17 protein-coding genes and 1 pseudogene are annotated in these 17,510 nt (G+C 71.5%); 3 read left to right on the forward strand and 15 right to left on the reverse strand.

Going from position 1 to position 17,510, the window contains the following annotated elements; translation table 11 throughout:
- Nucleotides 1–192: 192 nt before the first annotated feature.
- The 7 genes from Saso_RS32045 to Saso_RS32075 all read right to left on the reverse strand — a co-directional run bounded on the left by Saso_RS32045 (nucleotide 193) and on the right by Saso_RS32075 (nucleotide 6,172).
- On the reverse strand, nucleotides 193–1,164 hold the full coding sequence (locus Saso_RS32045; RefSeq protein WP_189927659.1) for a DUF4232 domain-containing protein: 972 nt from the start codon (nucleotides 1,162–1,164) through the stop codon (nucleotides 193–195).
- A gap of 68 nt (nucleotides 1,165–1,232) precedes the next feature.
- Complete coding sequence (locus Saso_RS32050) at nucleotides 1,233–2,162, reverse strand: LLM class F420-dependent oxidoreductase (RefSeq protein WP_189927660.1); 930 nt, start codon at nucleotides 2,160–2,162, stop codon at nucleotides 1,233–1,235.
- A 176-nt stretch (nucleotides 2,163–2,338) separates the two neighbouring features.
- On the reverse strand, nucleotides 2,339–2,818 hold the full coding sequence (locus Saso_RS32055) for a DUF6099 family protein (RefSeq protein ID WP_189927661.1): 480 nt from the start codon (nucleotides 2,816–2,818) through the stop codon (nucleotides 2,339–2,341).
- Between the two features lie 213 nt (nucleotides 2,819–3,031).
- A complete protein-coding gene (locus tag Saso_RS32060; RefSeq protein ID WP_189927662.1) occupies nucleotides 3,032–3,361 on the reverse strand; it encodes a nucleotide pyrophosphohydrolase in 330 nt (109 codons plus the stop codon).
- Entirely contained in the window at nucleotides 3,358–4,659 is a 1,302-nt protein-coding gene (locus tag Saso_RS32065) for an AAA family ATPase (RefSeq protein ID WP_229901550.1), read from the reverse strand. The genes Saso_RS32060 and Saso_RS32065 overlap by 4 nt, the downstream gene beginning before the upstream one ends.
- A gap of 229 nt (nucleotides 4,660–4,888) precedes the next feature.
- On the reverse strand, nucleotides 4,889–5,278 hold the full coding sequence (locus Saso_RS32070; protein ID WP_189927663.1) for a cell division protein SepF: 390 nt from the start codon (nucleotides 5,276–5,278) through the stop codon (nucleotides 4,889–4,891).
- Nucleotides 5,279–5,656: 378 nt separating this feature from the next.
- Nucleotides 5,657–6,172, reverse strand: coding sequence for a YceI family protein (locus Saso_RS32075; RefSeq protein ID WP_189927664.1), 516 nt, complete (start codon nucleotides 6,170–6,172; stop codon nucleotides 5,657–5,659).
- 112 nt (nucleotides 6,173–6,284) lie between these two features.
- On the opposite strand from Saso_RS32075, the pseudogene Saso_RS32080 reads away from it, so the two are divergent.
- Nucleotides 6,285–6,773: pseudogene (locus Saso_RS32080) on the forward strand (MarR family winged helix-turn-helix transcriptional regulator); the annotation flags it as partial.
- 283 nt (nucleotides 6,774–7,056) lie between these two features.
- Here the strand turns inward: Saso_RS32080 and Saso_RS32085 are convergent.
- From Saso_RS32085 to Saso_RS32110, 6 genes are all read right to left on the reverse strand, one after another.
- Entirely contained in the window at nucleotides 7,057–8,820 is a 1,764-nt protein-coding gene (locus Saso_RS32085; protein ID WP_229901552.1) for an MFS transporter, read from the reverse strand.
- Nucleotides 8,821–9,158: 338 nt separating this feature from the next.
- Nucleotides 9,159–9,824: a TetR/AcrR family transcriptional regulator gene (locus tag Saso_RS32090; RefSeq protein WP_189927665.1), complete on the reverse strand. Its 666-nt coding sequence runs from the start codon at nucleotides 9,822–9,824 to the stop codon at nucleotides 9,159–9,161.
- Between the two features lie 210 nt (nucleotides 9,825–10,034).
- A complete protein-coding gene (locus Saso_RS32095; protein ID WP_189927666.1) occupies nucleotides 10,035–10,427 on the reverse strand; it encodes a type II toxin-antitoxin system death-on-curing family toxin in 393 nt (130 codons plus the stop codon).
- Nucleotides 10,424–10,618, reverse strand: a complete 195-nt coding sequence (locus Saso_RS32100; protein ID WP_142231618.1) for a ribbon-helix-helix protein, CopG family — start codon at nucleotides 10,616–10,618, stop codon at nucleotides 10,424–10,426. The genes Saso_RS32095 and Saso_RS32100 overlap by 4 nt, the downstream gene beginning before the upstream one ends.
- Before the next feature lie 132 nt (nucleotides 10,619–10,750).
- Nucleotides 10,751–12,091, reverse strand: coding sequence for a class I SAM-dependent RNA methyltransferase (locus tag Saso_RS32105; protein WP_189927667.1), 1,341 nt, complete (start codon nucleotides 12,089–12,091; stop codon nucleotides 10,751–10,753).
- 94 nt (nucleotides 12,092–12,185) lie between these two features.
- Complete coding sequence (locus Saso_RS32110; protein ID WP_189927668.1) at nucleotides 12,186–14,330, reverse strand: APC family permease; 2,145 nt, start codon at nucleotides 14,328–14,330, stop codon at nucleotides 12,186–12,188.
- 414 nt (nucleotides 14,331–14,744) lie between these two features.
- Here Saso_RS32110 and Saso_RS32115 point away from each other — a divergent pair, with 414 nt between their 5' ends.
- Together Saso_RS32115 and Saso_RS32120 are read left to right on the forward strand one after the other, a co-directional pair.
- A complete protein-coding gene (locus Saso_RS32115; RefSeq protein WP_189927778.1) occupies nucleotides 14,745–15,413 on the forward strand; it encodes a potassium channel family protein in 669 nt (222 codons plus the stop codon).
- Complete coding sequence (locus Saso_RS32120; RefSeq protein WP_189927669.1) at nucleotides 15,413–16,090, forward strand: potassium channel family protein; 678 nt, start codon at nucleotides 15,413–15,415, stop codon at nucleotides 16,088–16,090. Before Saso_RS32115 ends, Saso_RS32120 begins: the two co-directional genes overlap by 1 nt.
- 238 nt (nucleotides 16,091–16,328) lie before the next feature.
- On the opposite strand, the gene Saso_RS32125 is transcribed toward Saso_RS32120, so the two are convergent.
- Both Saso_RS32125 and Saso_RS32130 read right to left on the reverse strand, forming a co-directional pair.
- Nucleotides 16,329–17,108: a DUF3159 domain-containing protein gene (locus tag Saso_RS32125; RefSeq protein WP_189927670.1), complete on the reverse strand. Its 780-nt coding sequence runs from the start codon at nucleotides 17,106–17,108 to the stop codon at nucleotides 16,329–16,331.
- A gap of 3 nt (nucleotides 17,109–17,111) precedes the next feature.
- Entirely contained in the window at nucleotides 17,112–17,510 is a 399-nt protein-coding gene (locus Saso_RS32130) for an OB-fold nucleic acid binding domain-containing protein (protein WP_189927671.1), read from the reverse strand.

Consider the following 17,510-nt stretch of genomic DNA (forward strand, 5'->3'; position numbering starts at 1 on the left):
AGCTCGGCCGTGGGGGGCGTGGGCAGCGTGTCGCGCGAGGCGGGCCGCTGCGGGCGGGCCAGCGCGGGCGCGGTGCCACGGGCCAGCCACCGCCGGACCGGGCATTGCAGGCCGGCGGCCGCGAGCGGGTTGCCGGGGGCCGACCGCCGCGAGCGGGTTGCCGCAGCCGTCGGGACGACACACTCGCTGTTGCTAGCGCTTCGCGGCTCGCCATGGGCCGACGCCCAGTTTTCCGGTGGTGCCCAGGTCCAGGTGCGGGGTCACCATCACCGGGTCGGCACCCGACCTGGCGCGCACCCGCACGTACGGGACGTCGACCGCGGTGCCCGAGCCGGTGGTGTTGCGCCACATCAGGCCGGCGCTCGCCCGCTGTCCGGGCTTCAGGGTGACGGGCCGGGGCGGGTCGTCGAACCCGGCGACGGTGGCGATGCCGCCGCTGCCCTTCAGCACCCGGACGCCCTCGACCGGCTCGCGGTCCTCGTCCAGCAGGCTCACCTGCGGATAGCCGTCCAGGGTGTAGTCGCGTTCCCCGCAGTTCTCCAGGACGAGTCCCACGACGCGCAGCCCCATCGCGGCGTCGCCGTCGTCGGCGGTGAGGCGGACTCCGGAGGTCGGACAGACCCCGGCCTCGGCGGGCGCCTCGTCGGCCGGGACCTTCGTCACCTCGCCGACCCGCACAGTCGTCACCCGGGACGCCCCCGGCACCAGGGCCCCCTGCCGGACGGTCCCCCGGACCGTCCGGCCCGCGCCCACCGAGCGCACGGTCACCCGCCGACCGTCCATGACCTCGCCCGCGCCCGTCGTGAAGTCGAAGCGGACGGTGTACGTCATCGACCGCGTACCGGAGTTGGTCACCTCGTAGACGGCCGAGACGCCGGAGTCACCGGGAGCGCCCGTGGGCAGACTCTCGGCCCGGACGAGCCCACCGCCGGACGCTCCGGACGTGCCGGACGTGCCGGAAGGAGTGGAGGAGGGGGTGGGAACCGTCACCGAGGTGATCCGGACCCCGTCCACCGCGGGCCGGGTGACCTCGGTGACCGGCGTCGGACCACCCCCGCCGACCCCGTCGGCCCCGCCGCCCCCGGTGTCGGCGCCTTCCGATCCGCACCCCGAGAGGAGCAGAAGGGCGGTGAGGGCCGGGAGGAGGCAACGGGTTCGACGCATAGCGGCCACCCCATCAGGGCCGCACCCGGCCGACCGTGACGGAGGCCACACCTCCGGTCACAGCCGTGTCACAGCCGGGGCAGCTGCGTCTGCACCTGGCCGGAGATCAGCTCCAGGTGGTCGAGGTCGTCCAGGTCGAGGATCTGGAGGTACATCCGCCGGGAGCCGGCCTCGGCGTACCGGCCGATCTTGTCGACGACCTCGGCCGGGGAACCCGCCAGCCCGTTGGCCTTCAGCTCGTCGACCTCACGACCGATCGCGGCGGCGCGGCGGGCGACCTCCTGGTCGTCCTTGCCCACGCAGACCACCAGCGCGTTCGAGAGGGTGATCGCGTCGGCCTCCCGGCCGGCCTCCGCGGCGGCGTCGCGGACCCGGCCGAACTGGCGCTCGCTGTCCTCGACCGAGCCGAACGGCATGTTGAACTCGTCGGCGAACCGGGCGGCCAGCCGCGGCGTGCGGGTCGCGCCGGTGCCGCCGATCAGCACCGGGACCTTCGCCTGCGCGGGCTTGGGCAGCGCGGGCGAACCGGTGAGGTCGTAGTAGGTGCCGTGGAAGTCGTAGGTCTTGCCGGTCTCCGTCGCCCACAGCCCCGTGACGATCTCGAGCTGCTCCTCCAGGCGGCCGATCTTCTCCTTCGGGAAGGGGATGCCGTACGCCTTGTGCTCCTCCTCGTACCAGCCGGCGCCCAGGCCCAGCTCGACGCGTCCGCCGGACATCTGGTCCACCTGGGCGACCTGGATGGCGAGCACGCCGGGCAGCCGGAAGGTGCCGGCGGTCATCAGCGTGCCGAGGCGGATGCGCTTGGTCTCACGGGCCAGCCCGGCGAGGGTGATCCAGGCGTCCGTGGGACCCGGCAGGCCGCTCACGTCGCCCATCTTCAGATAGTGGTCCGACCGGAAGAAGGCGTCGAACCCGAGGTCCTCGGTGGCCTTCGCCACGGTGAGGAGGGTGTCGTAGGTCGCCCCCTGCTGGGGCTCGGTGAAGATACGGAGATCCATACCTCCATCCTGCACTCCACCCCGCCCACCGACCCCACCGGTCCCCTCGACCCCACCGACCCCCTTCACCCCACAGGTCTCACCCCACCGGTCTCTTCACCACACCGGTCTCCTCGATCCCACCGGCCCCCTCCGCCGCGCGCGGCAGCCGGCCCCCGCTCCATGCATCCGCCTCCTCACCTCTCCGGCAACGCGCCCTCCCTCTCCTCCCGCTCCTCCCTCGCCGACAGCTTGCGCAGCATCTCCAGCACCCGGTCCCTGGACTCGTCCGCCGCGTCGATGGCCTCCATGCACTTCCAGTACGTGCCCTGGTCGTCCGCCGAACTGGCCTGCCCGACGAGGGCGATGCCGACCTCGCCGAGCAGTCCGCTCAGGTCGATCAGGGCCCGCCGGGCGTCGTCCAGCTCGGTGAGCCGGGCGGCGAGCAGATCCCCGGGGTCGAGATCCGGCGCGCCCAGCACACCGCAGCCTCTGCCCGCCAGCTCGGTCAGGCCCAGCGCCTCGCCCCGCAGCTCGGGCGGCCCCGAGACGGCCAGGCGGCTGCCGATCGCCTGGGCCAGGGCCTGCGCCTGCCACACTTCCTCGAACATCTGGGCGCCCTCGCCGCTGCCCGCGAGCGCGCGTCTGCTGGTCAGGATGAGCCGCACCGCGTCCATGCGCTGCCCCCGTCTGCCCGACGTGCTGCCCGCACGTCCGCCCGAACACCCGTCTGCACCACTCCACTACCCAGAGTGAGTGACCAGGGGGCGAAAAGCCAGAGGTGAACCGAAATCTGTGGACAACAAATCGATTTCGGTCCGCGCCACGACTGCGGAGAGTGAAAACGGATTGCGCCGCTCCTGTGGGGGTAGCGCGATGCCGAGGCCTCGCTAGGGCGCCGGGAACCTCCGCTCGTTACGGTCGATCTTGGCGTCCAGCGCGGTCAGCGGGTCGATGCCGAGCACCTCGCACAGTTGCAGCAGGTAGGCGAGCACGTCGGCGACCTCGTCCGTGACCCGGTGGGCGGTGTCCGGGTCGTCCATCACGCGCGAGGACTCCTCCGGCGTCAACCACTGGAAGATCTCGAGGAGTTCGGAGGCCTCCACGCTCAGCGCGGAGACGAGGTTCTTGGGTGTGTGGAAGGGCTGCCAGTTCCGTGCGGCCGCGAACTCGGCCAGCCTGCGCTGAAGTTTCGCCACGTCGAGGTGTTGTTCGGTCACGGACCAAGGTCTACCACCGTCACGCCCTCCGTCCGGGCGGCCCAGTGCCCGTCGCCGACCGTGCCGACACAGCGGATGTGCCCGCGCTCCGCCATCCGCACCGCCAGCCGCAGCAGTTCGCCGCGCTGGCGCGGGTCCAGGCCCCGGTCGAGGCCGTCGGCGAGGAGGGTGAGGGTCTGCATCGCGGCGGGGACCTCGCCGACCGGGTCGACGTCGAGGACACCGGGCCCGGTCAGCAGCACCAGGGCGAGGGCGACGTACCGCAGTTCGCCGTAGCCCAGCCGGGCCAGTTCCGTACGGCTGCCGTCGGCGCGGTCGATCAGCGCGCGTACCGTGCCGTCGGCCAGCGTCTCGGCGCGCAGGTCCACGACGGGTGCGGCGGATCCGGCGGACAGCGCGGCCACCAGCAGCGCGTGCCGCCGTCCGCACTCCTCGCGGGTGCGCCACAGGACGTCCGCGAGGTTGTCGCAGCCCGCGAGCAGCCTGCCGGAGCCGGTGGGCACGGGCACGCCCATCCAGTCGGGCTGCGGATCGCAGGCGAAGACCGACCGCAGGGCGACGACCATCTGTTCGGCGGCGGCCAGCACCTGCCGCTGCCCGTCGGTCCTGCCGGCCACCCGCAGCGGCAGCAGCGCGGTGCCGAGCCGGTCGTCGGGCAGCGGGGCGCGCGTCACGGGCGTGGAACCGCCGGTGTACCACCCGGCCTGCACCGTGCGGCGCCCGGGATCCCGCAGCGCCGTCTCCAGCAGCACGACACCTCCCGCGCTCAGCCGCTCTCCGACGATGCGCAGCTCGGGCTCGGCCTGTACGGCGACGTCGAGGCGCACCGGCCCGCCGGGGCCGTCGGCCGTGCACCCGATGCGGAACCCGCGTCGGCGCTGGGCGTCGGGCAGCGCGCCCTGCGGTACACAGGCGACCGGATCGGCGAAGACCTCACCCAGCCGGGCCCCGCCCGCGAGCCGCGCCAGCGCCTCGTACGCCCGCAGCGCGCTGCTCTTTCCGCTCCCGCTCGCCCCGGCGAACAGCGTGACGGCCCCGAGGCGGAACCGGGCCCGCCGGTGCCGCGCGAACGCGGCGAGCCGCAGTTCGGTCACGCAGGGCCGCGCGTACCGGACCTCGTCGGACGCCGTGCGCCCGGCTTCGGCCGCCGGGCGCGCGGCCGGCGCGCTCCGCGCCTCGACGGACGGCGCCTGCGCGGGGACGGTACGGGCGGTGTCGCCCCCGGACGACGGACCGTCGGACGCGGGACGGGGCACGGGCGCGGACACGGGCCCGGAGGAGGCAGACGACGAGGACATATCCGGACCGTAGGACTCCGCAATCAGCCGAACCGTTCCGCCCGGAGAAGCTTCCTACGATCGAGCGACGACGACGGCCCCGGGGACGTGCAGAAACGGGGCGCACGACCCGACGGGACGCACGGCCGGACGGGACGCACCGCCCGAGGGGGCGGAACGCGGCGGGACTCGGAGGCGGGCCCGGGCCCACCGCACGCCGCGGCGGACGAGCGATGGGCACGGGGGCCGCTCAGACGCCGGGGACTCCAGCCCCCTCCATGATTCCGCTGACCTCGGTACCCGGCGGGGTGAGCAGGAAGACGTTGCGGTCGACCCGGTGCATGCCGCTGGCGAGGCCGAAGACGACCCCGGTGGAGAAGTCCAGGACACGCTTGGCGGTGTCGGTCTCCGCGCCGGTCAGGTCGAGCAGCACCGGGATGCCCGCCATCAGCGTCTCGGCCACCTCACGGGCGTCCGCGAAGACGTTGATCCGCAGCACGACGAACCGGCGCCGCGTCTCGGTCTCCGCGTCCGGCAGCGCACGATGGCCCACCGCCGACGGCCATGCGTCCCGGCCCCGCAACGGAACAACCTGAGCGAGCCCTTCCCACTGTTCATCGGTGACGTCGTAACGGTTCACCGGCACCCCCCGAACTGACTCGCCTTCAATGCGTGCACCAGCCAATTCTTACGCCAAGTCACCCGTTCGGCCCAACAGCGACACGGACCGCCACGCTCTGTGCTGCCGCGCGACGGCTCGCGGCGCGCGGCCGCGGCGAGGACTCTCCCGCCGGTCGCACCCTGCCCACCAGCCTCAATCATGCTGTGGACGCACGCACTTGGCAGATGCACCGGTATCACCGACGTCGACGCGAGGGCTTGAGGGAACGAGGCGACACCCCCCGCTCCCCACATCGGACCGCTCGGAAATCGCAGGCCGGGGCGCCCCTGAAATGCCCTCTGAAGTGCCGACCGGGCGCCTCGGAATCGCCGGCCCGGGCCGGCCGGCGGCTCCGCGTCAGGCCGCCGAGCGCGTGAAGCGCAGGGTGGCGGTGATCGTCGTCAGGCCGCCCATCATGCCGAGCTGGTTCGTGGTCATGCCGAACTCCGTCCGGTCGACGGTGAACGTGGCGTCCAGGGTGACCGCGTCACCGTCCGCCCGGCTCACGCGCGCGGTGAAGCTCTGCGGCCGGCCGACCCCGAGCACCGTCAACTGCCCGGACACCTTGGCGGTTCCGTCGGAGCCGAGTTCGGCGGACCGGACGGCGAAGGTGATCTCGGGGTGCTTGTCGGTGTCGAAGAAGTCGGCGCTGCGCAGGTGGTCGTCCCGCTTGGCGTTCTTGGTGTCGATCGACGCCGCGTCGAGGGTCAGGGTGCCGGTGACGGTGCCGTCGGCGGCGACCTCGCCCCCACCGCCGACCGTGGCGAAGACGCCCTTGACGGTGACCAGGCCCCACACCGACTTGTGCTTGACGGCGACGGTGGAGGCAGCCGCGTCGAGCTGCCACAGTCCGGTTTCCACGGCGACGGTCATGGCGGTTCTCCTTGGTGTTTCACATCTGGATGGGGACGGTGGCCACGCTAGCCGGTTATCCAAATCTGAACAACATGGTCGTACAAATTTGGACCAGAGATACACTCGACGCATGGCAGACTCCGCTGATCACCCCGCCGACCTGCCCGCATGCCCGTCCGCCCAGGGCGCCGGGGCCGGTCTGCTGCCGCCCGAGCTGCGCGGCTGGATGCTGCTGCTCGCCGCGACCGGCGCGGTGGAACAGCGGCTGCGCTCGGTGGTCAAGGAGCGGCTCGACGTCTCGCACGACGAGTTCCTGGTCCTGTGCCTCCTCGCGGAGCAGCCCCGCAGCGGGCTGCGCATGACCCGCGTCGCCGAGTTGCTGGGGCGGCCCAAGACCCGCCTGACCTATCAGATCGCCTGCCTCCAGCACGCCGGCCTCGTCACCCGCAAGTCGGTGTGCGGGGACAAGCGCGGTGTCGAGGTGGCCCTCACCGAGAAGGCCCGCGGCCTGCTCCGGGAAGCGTCGGGCGTCCTCGCCGAGACGGTGACGGGAGCCCTGGCCCATGTGATGGGCCCGGAGCAGTGCGCGGCGATGGCCGGCCTCATGCCGAACGGCGGCACGAACCCGGCTCCCGCCCCGGAGCCGGACGTGGAGTCGGCTCCGGAGCCGGACCGGGAGCCCGAGTCGGAGTCGGACCCGGAGCGGGGTCAGGAGTTGAAGCCGGAGCTGGAACCGGAGTCCGCCGCCGTCGCCGACTGAATCCGGACGCCACTCAGGGAGAGTCCGGCCAGGCACGAGTCCATCTGGGTACAAGTCCGTCGCGGGCGGCGCGGCACAAGTCTGCCCCGGGGCACATCGGCCCCGGGGCAGCTAGGCGGTCGGCCCGCCCTACCGGCCCGCGCTACCGGGAGGCGGCGTCCGAGTACTTCCCGTCCCTCTCGGCGGACGGGGACGAGGTGGCGGACGGGGACGAGGAGGGGGCGGACGGGGACGTGTGGGCGGCCTCGTCCACTGCGCCCGCCTCCCGCGTGCGCTCCGCGCAGGCATCGGTCTCGACGCCGGCATCGGTCTCGACGTCGGCATCGGTCTCGACGCCGGCATCGGTCTCGACGTCGGCATCGGCCTTGCGGCCGGGCAGGACTGCGAGCACGATCATCGTGCCCGCGGCCATGATGATCCCGCCGATCAGGCTGGTCCGGGCGACACCGTGGGCGAAGGCCTCGTGCACGGCGTCGGCGAGGGCCTGCGCCTGCCGGGCCCCGCCGGCGGGATCCTTCGCGACCCGCTCGGCGACGGCGAGGCCGCCACCCACCGAGTCCTTGGCGGTGTCCAGCGCGGCGGCCGGCAGGTTGCCGCCGACCAGTTCGGCCAGCCGGTCGCGGTACGCCGTACCGAGGAGCGAGCCGAGGACGGCGATGCCGAGGGAGCCGCCCAGCTCCAGCGCGGTGTCGTTGGCGCCGCCGCCCACGCCCAGCTCGCTCTCCGGGAACGAGCCCATGATCGTGTCGGTGGCCGGGGAGACGCTCAGGCCGATCGCGAAGCCCAGCATGAGCATCGGCGCGAGGAAGTCCGCGTACGTGGAGCCCGAGTCGATCCGGGTGAGCAGGAAGACTCCGGCGGTGCCGATCACCATGCCGGCGACGACCATGGCCCGCACGCCCAGCTTCGGGGTGAGCCGTCCGGTCGCAGCGGCGCCCAGGAAGACGGCACCGGCCAGCGGCAGCAGTCGTACGCCGGTCTCCAGCGCGTCGTAGTCCAGTACGAACTGGAGGAACTGGGTGGCGTAGTAGATCGCGCCGAAGGTGCCGAAGAAGAAGAACAGCACCGCGAGCATCGAACCGCTGAAGGGCCGCGTCCGGAACCTGCGGACGTCCAGCATCGGATGCGGGTGCCGCAGTTCCCAGGCCACGAATCCGGCCAGTCCGACCGCGGCGACGACGGCGGCGGCGACCGGTCCGGTACCCCAGCCGAAGTGCGGGCCCTCGATGGTCGCGTAGACCAGCGAGCCGACGGAGACGATCGACAGCAGGCCGCCGACGTAGTCGATCCGGCCCATGCCCGCCGCCTTGGACGGCGGGACCAGCGCGAGCGCGCCGACGACGGCGACGAGCGCGATGGGCACGTTGATCAGGAACGTCGAGCCCCAGGCGTGGTCCTGGAGGAGCCAGCCGGCGACCAGCGGGCCGACGGCGATGGCCAGCCCGGAGGTGGCGGTCCAGGCCGTGATGGCCTTCGCCCGTTCACGTCGCGGGAAGATCGCCACCAGCAGGGACAGCGTGGCCGGCATGACGACCGCCGCGCCGATCCCCATGACCGCACGGGCCGTGATGACGAGTTCGGTCCGGTCGACGAGGCTGCCCATCACCGACCCGCCGGCGAAGACGAGCAGACCGGTGAGGAGAGCCCCGCGGCGGCTGTACTTGTCGCCGATCGAGCCGAGAACGAGCATCAGCGCGGCGTACGGAACGGTGTAACCGTCGATCACCCACTGGAGGTCGCTGCTACTCAGCCCCAGATCCCTGGTCATGTCCGGCGCCGCCACGATCAACGACGTGTTCGCCATGACCACGATCAGCAGACTCAGACAGAGCACGATCAGCGCCGACCAGCGCTTGGCGTACGGCCCGGTCATCTTGTCGACCGGCGTGCGGACGGGGAAGGGCATGGAGGGCTCCTCAAGGGGACGAGTTAATTGCCCACTGACGTGCAGAGTATTTTATTACCCACTGATGTGCAAATAAGGCCCTGACGGGCTGCTGTTCGGAGAACCGGGCGGTCGGCGACGGACGGCGGGCAGCGGGCAGCGGGCAGCGAAGATCGCGCGATACACCGGACGATCACCGCTACTGACCAACCGTCACCAGGCCACGCCCACACCAGTCCTGACGCAGACGCAAGCGCAGACGCAGAAGCAGCCATGGGCACTGCTACCGGCACCGGCACTCCGAGTGCCCCCGTGTGCTCCGCCCTCACCCCAGGGGCACGTATGCCCGCCGGGACGGCTCAGGCGCCGGACCGCCCGGTCGCCGTGCTCGCCGCATCGGCAGCCGCCGCGGCTGCGACGTCGTCCACGACGCCCCTGGCCCGCTCCTCCGGAACACCGGCCGCGATGAGCGTGACGACGGCGGTACGCGTACCGTCGTCCTCCAGCGCGCCGGCGTTGACCTGCTCCAGCAGCGCGATGTGCATGCCCTCCAGGCCGGCGCTCAGCACCGCGGGCGGCAGATGCGGGTGGAAGACGCCGTCCCGCTGACCGCGCGCGAGGATCGCGGTGACCTCGTCGCGGGCGGGGGCGAGGAGGCCGGCCACCCGCTCGATGCCCAGGTCGCGCTGGGCCAGCGCGAGGAGCAGCCGGTAACGGTCGCCCACCGGCCAGATCGAGTACACGAAGTGCGCGAGCGCCCGTTCGGCCGGCTCCTCGGGCCGGACCGCGACCTCCAGCACGCCCCGCAGCGCCTCGGACGCCTCCTCCGCGAGCGCCTCCAGCAGGGCCGCGCGGCCGGGGAAGTGACCGAAGAGCGTCCGGCGTACGACGCCCGAGGCCCGGGCGATCTCCTCCAGGGTGACGTCCGGGTTGCGGCCCAGCTCCTGGCGGGCCGTGGCCAGGATGCGCGCCCGGTTGGACCGCGAATTGCGCCGCTGCGGCTCGCGGGCCACGGAGTGGGTCACGGAAAACCTCGGATGGTTCGGTGCGGACGAACGGACGAACGGACGCCCATTGTCGCGGATCCCCGCGACGAAGGGGTCCCGGGCGCCCCACCCACGGAGATCAACGCCCCACTGAGAGGGCGGCCGACCCTGTCGTAGGTGTGGGTCGCCTTGCCGCCCGCCGCCTCGGCTCCGGAGGCGAGCCTCACCCGTACCTCACGACGCCGAGCGTCAGGAGATGGGGAACCAGGCCGACAGGCGCTTGGCAATGGCCGGTACATCGATGTAGTCCTGCGCGACTTCCTCGACGAACGGGCCGGCAAGGGAGACGGATGGCGGAGCGGTACCGGCGCTGACGCCGTTGAACCGCAGGAAGACACGCATGGCAAGCCAGGCGATGGGCTTGTTGCCGTCGATCAGCGCGTGATTGCGGGCGACGGAGTGCAGCAGAGCCGCGGCCTTCTCGTGCAGCGTGGGGTACAACTCGGCTCCGAACACGTTCGTCCGGGGTCGCTCGATCGCCGACACCAGAAGGCCCATGTCACGCACGCTGTGCTCGGTACCGTTGACCGTGCGGGCGATGGCCAGGATCTCGTCGAGCTGGATGTAGCGCACGTCGGTCACTTCAGGTAATCCAGGATCTCCGCATCGCTGTCCATGAGCTCGGCCAGGACATCCTCGACCTTCAACTCGGCCCGGTTCTGGGCGTCACGGATGGCCTCAATGGCAAGTTCCTGCTTGCTGCGGCCCTCCCGACGAGCACGCTCGGTGAGCTTCGCGTCCAGGTCGTCGGGAAGTCGGAGTGTCATCGCCATACGGAGATGATACCAGTCAGGTATCAATCGGCGCGGTCGGGCCGCGCCCTCGGCTCCGCGGGGCGTGGGACCAGGCGGCCTGTGCGCATCGCCACCGCGGAGGCCCGGTGGAGACCAGCAAAAAACCGCAGGTCAGACCCCCTTCGTGAGGGGCTCCAAGATCGCCACGCACTCCACGTGATGCGTCATCGGGAACAGGTCGAACGCGCGGAGCGTCCGCACCTTGTAGCCGCCGTCGCGGAAGTACGCCAGGTCGCGGGCGAGGGCCGCCGGGTCGCAGGCCACGTAGGCGATCCGGCGGGCGCCCAGCGACGACAGGTGCTCGACGGTCTTCTTGCCGGCCCCCGCGCGCGGCGGGTCGAGGACGATCAGGTCGACCTCGCCGATGCCGGTGCGGGGCAGCACGCTCTCGACCTTGCCCTGCTCGATCCGCACCCGCTCGAAGCCGGCGAGGTTGTGCCGGGCGTCCTCGACGGCGCGCTTGCCGGACTCGATGCCGAGGACCGCGCCCTTCTCGCCGAGCCGGTCCGCGAGGGCGCCGGCGAACAGGCCCACGCCGCAGTACAGGTCGAGCGCCATCTCGCCCTTGCGCGGCAGCAGGCCCTGCATGACCGCCTTGACGAGGGTGTCGGCGGCCTGCGGGTGGACCTGCCAGAAGCCGCCGCTGCCGACCCGGTGCGTCCGGCCGTCGGCGCGCTCGCGCACGAACGCCCGGCCGTGCACGCGGTGGATGCCGCCGTCGTGCTCGTCGACGCGCATGACGGAGACGGGCCGGTCGAGCTCGACGAGGGGAAGACGGGCGCCGGGCCGGGGTTCGAGGATCACCATGCGGTCCTGGGAGCCGGTCGCGGCGATCGCCTCGACGGAGGCCATGCCCGACCAGTCGCGGTCCTCGATGCCCAGCTCGCTGACGCCCGGCGCCGCGATCATGCAGTGCTCGATCGGCTCGACCTCGTGCGAGCGGTGGCGCCGCAGGCCCGCGTTGCCGTCGGCGTCCACCGCGTACTGGACGCGGGTGCGCCACGAGGGCACCTCGCCGGCCGGGACCTTGTCGCCCTCGGCCGGCATGACCGTGCCGTCCCAGCCGGCCTCCTCGGGCGTGAGGCCCGCGAGCCGCAGCATCTGCTCGGCGACGACCTCGCCCTTGAGCCGGCGCTGGGCGCCCGGCTTGGCGTGCTGCCAGTCGCAGCCGCCGCAGCGACCGGGGCCGGCGTACGGGCAGGGCGCCTCGACCCGGTCCTTGGACGCTTCCAGGACCCGCACCGCGTCCGCGCGCAGGAACCGGGCCCCTTCCTCGCCCTCGGTCACCCGGGCCACGACCCGCTCGCCGGGCAGCGTGTGCCGGACGAAGAGGACCTGGCCGGCTTCCGTTCGGGCGATGCAGTGGCCGCCGTGGGCGACGGGGCCGATCTCGACCTCGTACTCCTGCCCGACGAGCGACACCGCCTGCGACTTCTTCGGTTCTGCCTGCATGGCGGGGTGACTCCACAACGTCGAACGAGGAACGGCCGGACAACAGCCCACCAGTCTACGTGGCTGTCGTCCGGCCGTTCACCATGCGCCCGCGTCAGTCCTTCGGGTCCGGCCCCGAGGGTCCCGCGCCCTTGCCGGAACCCTTGTTCCCGGCGGAACCCGACGCCTCACCCGCGCCGCCCGGCGAGGTGCCCGCGCCCGACGGCTCCTTGGGCCGCCCCTCCTGCAACGGTCCACGGCGCACCGCACCCGGAGCGTTCCACTCCGAGCGCCTGCGGGCCCGCTTCTTCGCCGCCTCCGAGGACTGGAGCTGGTACGGGACGGACGTGACCATGATGCCCGGCGTGAACAGCAGCCGGCCCTTGAGCCGCAGCGCGCTCTGGTTGTGCAGCAGGTGCTCGTACCAGTGCCCGACCACGTACTCCGGGATGATCACGGACACGGCGTCGCGCGGCGACTCCTGGCGCAGGCTCTTGACGTACTCGATGACCGGCCGGGTGACCTCGCGGTAGGGCGAGTCCAGGACCTTCAGCGGTACGTCGATCCCGCGCCGTTCCCACTCGTCGCGCAGTGTCTTCGTCTCGGCCGGGTCGACGTTGACGGTGAGCGCCTCCAGGGTGTCGGAGCGCATCAGCTTGGCGTAGGCGAGGGCCCGCAGCGTCGGACGGTGGATCTTGGAGATGAGCAGCACGGAGTGGACGCGCGAGGGCCGGACTGTGTCGTCGCTGGGTCCCTCGGGAGCGGCGATCTCCGCGGAGACGCCGTCGTAGTGGCGGCGGATCGCGGTCATCGTCCCGTAGAAGATGACCATGCCGAGCAGGGCGACCCAGGCGCCGTGCGTGAACTTGGTGACCAGGACGACGACCAGCACCAGGCCGGTGAAGAAGGCGCCGAAGGTGTTGATCGCGCGGGAGCGGACCATGTGACGGCGCTTGAGCTGGTCGGTCTCGGTCGCCAGGAGGCGGTTCCAGTGCCGGACCATGCCGATCTGGCTGAGCGTGAACGACACGAACACACCGACGATGTACAGCTGGATCAGGCGCGTGGAGTCGGCGCCGTAGATGACGACGAGCAGGGTGGCGGCCCCGGCGAGCAGCACGATGCCGTTGGAGAAGGCGAGCCGGTCGCCGCGGGTGTGCAGCTGGCGGGGCAGGTAGCGGTCCTGGGCGAGGATCGAGCCGAGCACCGGGAAGCCGTTGTAGGCGGTGTTGGCCGCCAGGAACAGCACCAGGGCAGTGGCCGCGGCCAGCACGATGAACAGGAAGCTGCCCTTGCCGAAGACGGCCTCGGCGACCTGGGTGATCACCGGGTTCTGGACGTAGTCGGCGCCGACGGCGACACCGTTGTGCAGCAGGTCTGCGGCCGGGTTCTCGGCCATCCGCACATCGGTCACCAGGGCCAGGACGATGATGCCGCAGAACATGGTGACGGCCAGCAGGCCCATCGCCGCGAGGGTGCTCGCCGCGTTTTTCGACTTGGGCTTGCGGAATGCGGGGACGCCGTTGGAGATGGCCTCGACACCCGTGAGCGCCGCACAGCCGGAGGAGAAGGCGCGCAGCAGCAGGAAGACGAGGGCGAAGCCGGCCAGGCCCTGGTGCTCGGCCTTGATGGTGTACTCGGCCGTCGGCGCGCGCATGGTGTCGTCGAGGACGAGGCCGCGGAAGGCGCCCCAGGCGATCATGATGAAGACGCCCGCGACGAACACGTAGGTCGGGATCGCGAAGAGCTTGCCGGACTCCTTGACGCCGCGCAGGTTCATCAGCGTCAGCAGCACGATCACGCCGACCGCGCAGGCCACCTTGTGCTCGACGACGAAGGGGATCGCGGAGCCGAGGTTCTCGATGCCGGAGGCGATGGAGACGGCGACGGTCAGGACGTAGTCGACGAGCAGCGCGCTCGCGACCGTCAGGCCGGCCTTGGGGCCGAGGTTGGTGGTGGCCACCTCGTAGTCGCCACCGCCACTGGGGTAGGCGTGGACGTTCTGCCGGTAGGAGGCGACCACCGTGAACATCAGCACGACGACCGCGAGGGCGATCCACGGGCTGAAGTGGTAGGCCGACACGCCCGCGATGGACAGGACCAGCAGTACCTCCCCGGGCGCGTAGGCCACGGAGGACAGCGGGTCGGAAGCGAAAACGGGTAGGGCGATGCGCTTCGGCAGGAGCGTTTCTCCGAGCCGATCACTGCGCAGTGCACGCCCGATCAGAATTCGTTTGGGCACGTCGGTCAGTTTGGACACAACAGAGGATCGTAGGCCTTCGAACACGGGGCCGCCCACCCTCCCCCACCCTCAGCCGGGTGACGGGGTGCCACGTCTGCCTCCCGGGTGAAATCGGCCGGGGCCGCGCTGCGGATTCCGTGGCCGCACCGATGCCCATGTCTATATGACAATCCCTGCCCGCTGCCGCCCCTCGGAGGGTCCATGCACACGACCGCGGAGATCATCGGCGCCGTCGGCACCCTCGTCGGCCTCGGAATCCTTACCTTCCTCAGTCTGTGGAGCATCAGCCGCCGCTGATCACGTGAAGCGTGCACGGGGGTGCCCTGCGCCGACCGCGCGTGTGTAGCTTGGTCGACGGTCTGAGACCCTGTTCAAAGCCAGGCCAGAGTTTTTTATTTACTTCTTGACTTCTTGACCCTCGGAAGGACGGTCGTGCACATCGTCATCATGGGCTGCGGCAGAGTGGGTTCCGCTCTCGCCCAGACCCTGGAGCAACAGGGGCACACGGTCGCCGTGATCGACCAGGACCCCACCGCCTTCCGACGACTGGGCTCCGGTTTCGGTGGCCGGCGGGTCACCGGAGTCGGCTTCGACCAGGACACCCTGCGCGAAGCGGGCATCGAGGAGGCCGGCGCGTTCGCCGCCGTGTCCAGCGGCGACAACTCCAACATCATCGCCGCCCGGGTGGCCCGCGAGATGTTCGGCATCGAGAACGTCGCCGCCCGTATCTACGACCCCCGCCGCGCCGAGGTCTACCAGCGCCTGGGCATCCCCACGGTCGCGACGGTCCGCTGGACCGCCGACCAGATGCTGCGCCGTCTGCTCCCCTCGGGCGCCGAGCCGCTGTGGCGCGACCCGACCGGCGGCGTCCAGCTCGCCGAGGTGCACGCCTCCGCGTCCTGGGTCGGCCACAAGATCAGCAAGCTCCAGGAGGAGACGGGCGTCCGGGTGGCGTTCCTCACCCGCCTCGGCGAGGCGATGCTGCCGACCTCGCAGACGGTGCTCCAGGAGGGCGACCTCGTGCACGTGATGCTGCGCAGCGACGAGGTCGAGAAGGTCGAGGCCTCGTTCGCCGAGGGCCCCAAGGAGGACGGTCACTGATGAGGGTCGCCATTGCCGGAGCCGGCGCCGTCGGCCGCTCGATCGCGGGCGAGCTGCTGGAGAACGGTCACGAGGTGCTGCTCGTGGACAAGGCGCCGACCGCCATCTCGGTCGAGCGCGTCCCGCAGGCGGAGTGGCTGCTGGCCGACGCCTGCGAGATCACCTCCCTCGACGAGGCGGCCCTCCAGCGCTGCAACGTCGTGATCGCCGCGACCGGCGACGACAAGGTCAACCTGGTCGTCTCGCTGCTGGCCAAGACGGAGTACGGCGTCCCGCGGGTCGTCGCCCGGGTGAACAACCCCAAGAACGAGTGGCTCTTCAACGAGTCCTGGGGCGTGGACGTCGCCGTCTCGACCCCGCGTCTGATGTCGGCCCTGGTCGAGGAGGCGGTGAGCGTCGGCGACCTGGTCCGGCTGCTCCGCTTCAGCCACGGCGACGCCAACCTCGTCGAGCTGACCCTGCCCGAGGAGTCGGCCCTGGCCGGCACCCAGGTCGGCGATGTGGAGTGGCCGGAGGACACCTCGCTGGTGACGATCATCCGCGGCACCCGGGTCCTCACCCCGACCCGCGAGGACTCCCTCGAACCGGGCGACGAGCTGCTCTTCGTGGCCGCGCAGGCCAGGGAGGAACAACTCGAGGACCTCCTGTCGGTCCGCAAGGACGACACCGGCCGCTGAGCCAGGAGCGACACGTGTGAGGGGGGCGCCCGGAAAATTCCGGACGCCCCCCTCACACGTGTATGCGTCCCTCAGCCAGTCGGCCGTCCGAGGGCAGGCAGGCCCCACCAGCCCGTCCGACGCCCGAGCACAGGCCCTGCCCATCCAGCCCGTCCGGCGTTTGAGGACGAGCCCCGTTCAGGGGCGAAGGGGGGTCTGGGGGCACAGCCCCCAGGGCCGGCCACCCCGGCCCCGGGACCTAACCCTCCCGACGGTGCCGCCCACCAGCCTCCGAAGCCTCCCCGCCAGCGCCAGCGTCAGAGCCAGCGGCCGCAGCCGCGGCCTTCTCCTCCGCCTCCATCTCCGCGAACACGTCGATCGGCGCGGGCGCCTTCGCGAGGAAGACCCAGGTCAGCCACACGGCGAGCAGGAACGGCGGGATCTTCAGGGCGATCAGCACCCAGCCCAGCTGCGCGGTGTCGGCCCACCAGTACAGCGGGAAGAGGATCGCGCACTTCGCGAGCAGGATCAGCCCCCAGGCCCAGCTGGCCTTGGCGTACGCCTTCTTACGGCCCGGGTTGCGGGTGCGCCAGGAGAGGTTCTCCTTGAAGACCGGGCCCAGGATCAGGCCGATCAGCGGCACCCCGCACAACGTCGTGATGATGTAGGCGAGGGCCAGGCCCAGCGTGTAGAGCATGCCCGGCAGATAGAAGTCCTTGGCGTTGCCGGTCATCATCGCGAAGACGACGCCGAACGCGACCCCGAAGACCCCGCTGAAGGCGTGCTTGACGGTGTCCTTCCTCGCCAGGCGGACCACGACCAGGACCAGCGACACCGCGAGCGCGGCGATCGCGGACATGTGCAGGTCCTTGTTGATCGTGAAGATCGTGACGAAGAGCAGGCCGGGCACGACCGTCTCGACCATGCCCCGCACCCCGCCGAACGCGTCGAAGAGCGCGGCCTCGGTCACCGCCCGGGCGTCGGCCTCGGTCCTGTCGGCCGTGGTCGTGTCTTCGGTCGGCTTGTCGAGCGACGTCACCGGCTACTCCCTACCCAGGGGTCTCAGTTCGTACTTCGGGTTGAACAGCACCCGGCGGCCCCGGCTCATGGAGACCCGACCCGATGCGATGAGCCTGCGCCCCGGCTCTATGCCGACTATGGAGCGCCTGCCCAGCCACACCACGTCCAACGCGGCACTGCCGTCGAACAACTCGGCCTCCAGGGCCGGGACTCCGGCACGTGGCCGGAGGGTGACCGTGCGCAAGGTACCAGTAACCGTAACGATCTGGCGGTCCTGGCAGTCCCCGATGCGGGTGCAGCCGGTCGTCGCGGTGTCCTCTCGCAGCTCCTCGGACTCCAGGTCCTCCTGCGACGAGGAGAGCCGGTCGAGCATGCGCCGGAACCGGCCCACCGGCTTTTCGGAACGAGGAACAGCACTCAT

The sequence above is a fragment of the Streptomyces asoensis genome, assembly GCF_016860545.1.
Lineage (GTDB): Bacteria > Actinomycetota > Actinomycetes > Streptomycetales > Streptomycetaceae > Streptomyces > Streptomyces asoensis.

Excerpts from the sequence above, each read along its gene's own strand:
- Saso_RS32045 (WP_189927659.1), bottom strand. The coding sequence starts at position 1,164 with ATGCGTCGAACCCGTTGCCTCCTCCCGGCCCTCACCGCCCTTCTGCTC.
- Saso_RS32050 (WP_189927660.1), bottom strand. The coding sequence starts at position 2,162 with ATGGATCTCCGTATCTTCACCGAGCCCCAGCAGGGGGCGACCTACGAC.
- Saso_RS32055 (WP_189927661.1), bottom strand. The coding sequence starts at position 2,818 with ATGGACGCGGTGCGGCTCATCCTGACCAGCAGACGCGCGCTCGCGGGC.
- Saso_RS32065 (WP_229901550.1), bottom strand. The coding sequence starts at position 4,659 with ATGTCCTCGTCGTCTGCCTCCTCCGGGCCCGTGTCCGCGCCCGTGCCC.
- Saso_RS32075 (WP_189927664.1), bottom strand. The coding sequence starts at position 6,172 with ATGACCGTCGCCGTGGAAACCGGACTGTGGCAGCTCGACGCGGCTGCC.
- Saso_RS32085 (WP_229901552.1), bottom strand. The coding sequence starts at position 8,820 with ATGCCCTTCCCCGTCCGCACGCCGGTCGACAAGATGACCGGGCCGTAC.
- Saso_RS32100 (WP_142231618.1), bottom strand. The coding sequence starts at position 10,618 with ATGGCGATGACACTCCGACTTCCCGACGACCTGGACGCGAAGCTCACC.
- Saso_RS32105 (WP_189927667.1), bottom strand. The coding sequence starts at position 12,091 with ATGCAGGCAGAACCGAAGAAGTCGCAGGCGGTGTCGCTCGTCGGGCAG.
- Saso_RS32120 (WP_189927669.1), top strand. The coding sequence starts at position 15,413 with ATGAGGGTCGCCATTGCCGGAGCCGGCGCCGTCGGCCGCTCGATCGCG.
- Saso_RS32130 (WP_189927671.1), bottom strand. The coding sequence starts at position 17,510 with ATGAGTGCTGTTCCTCGTTCCGAAAAGCCGGTGGGCCGGTTCCGGCGC.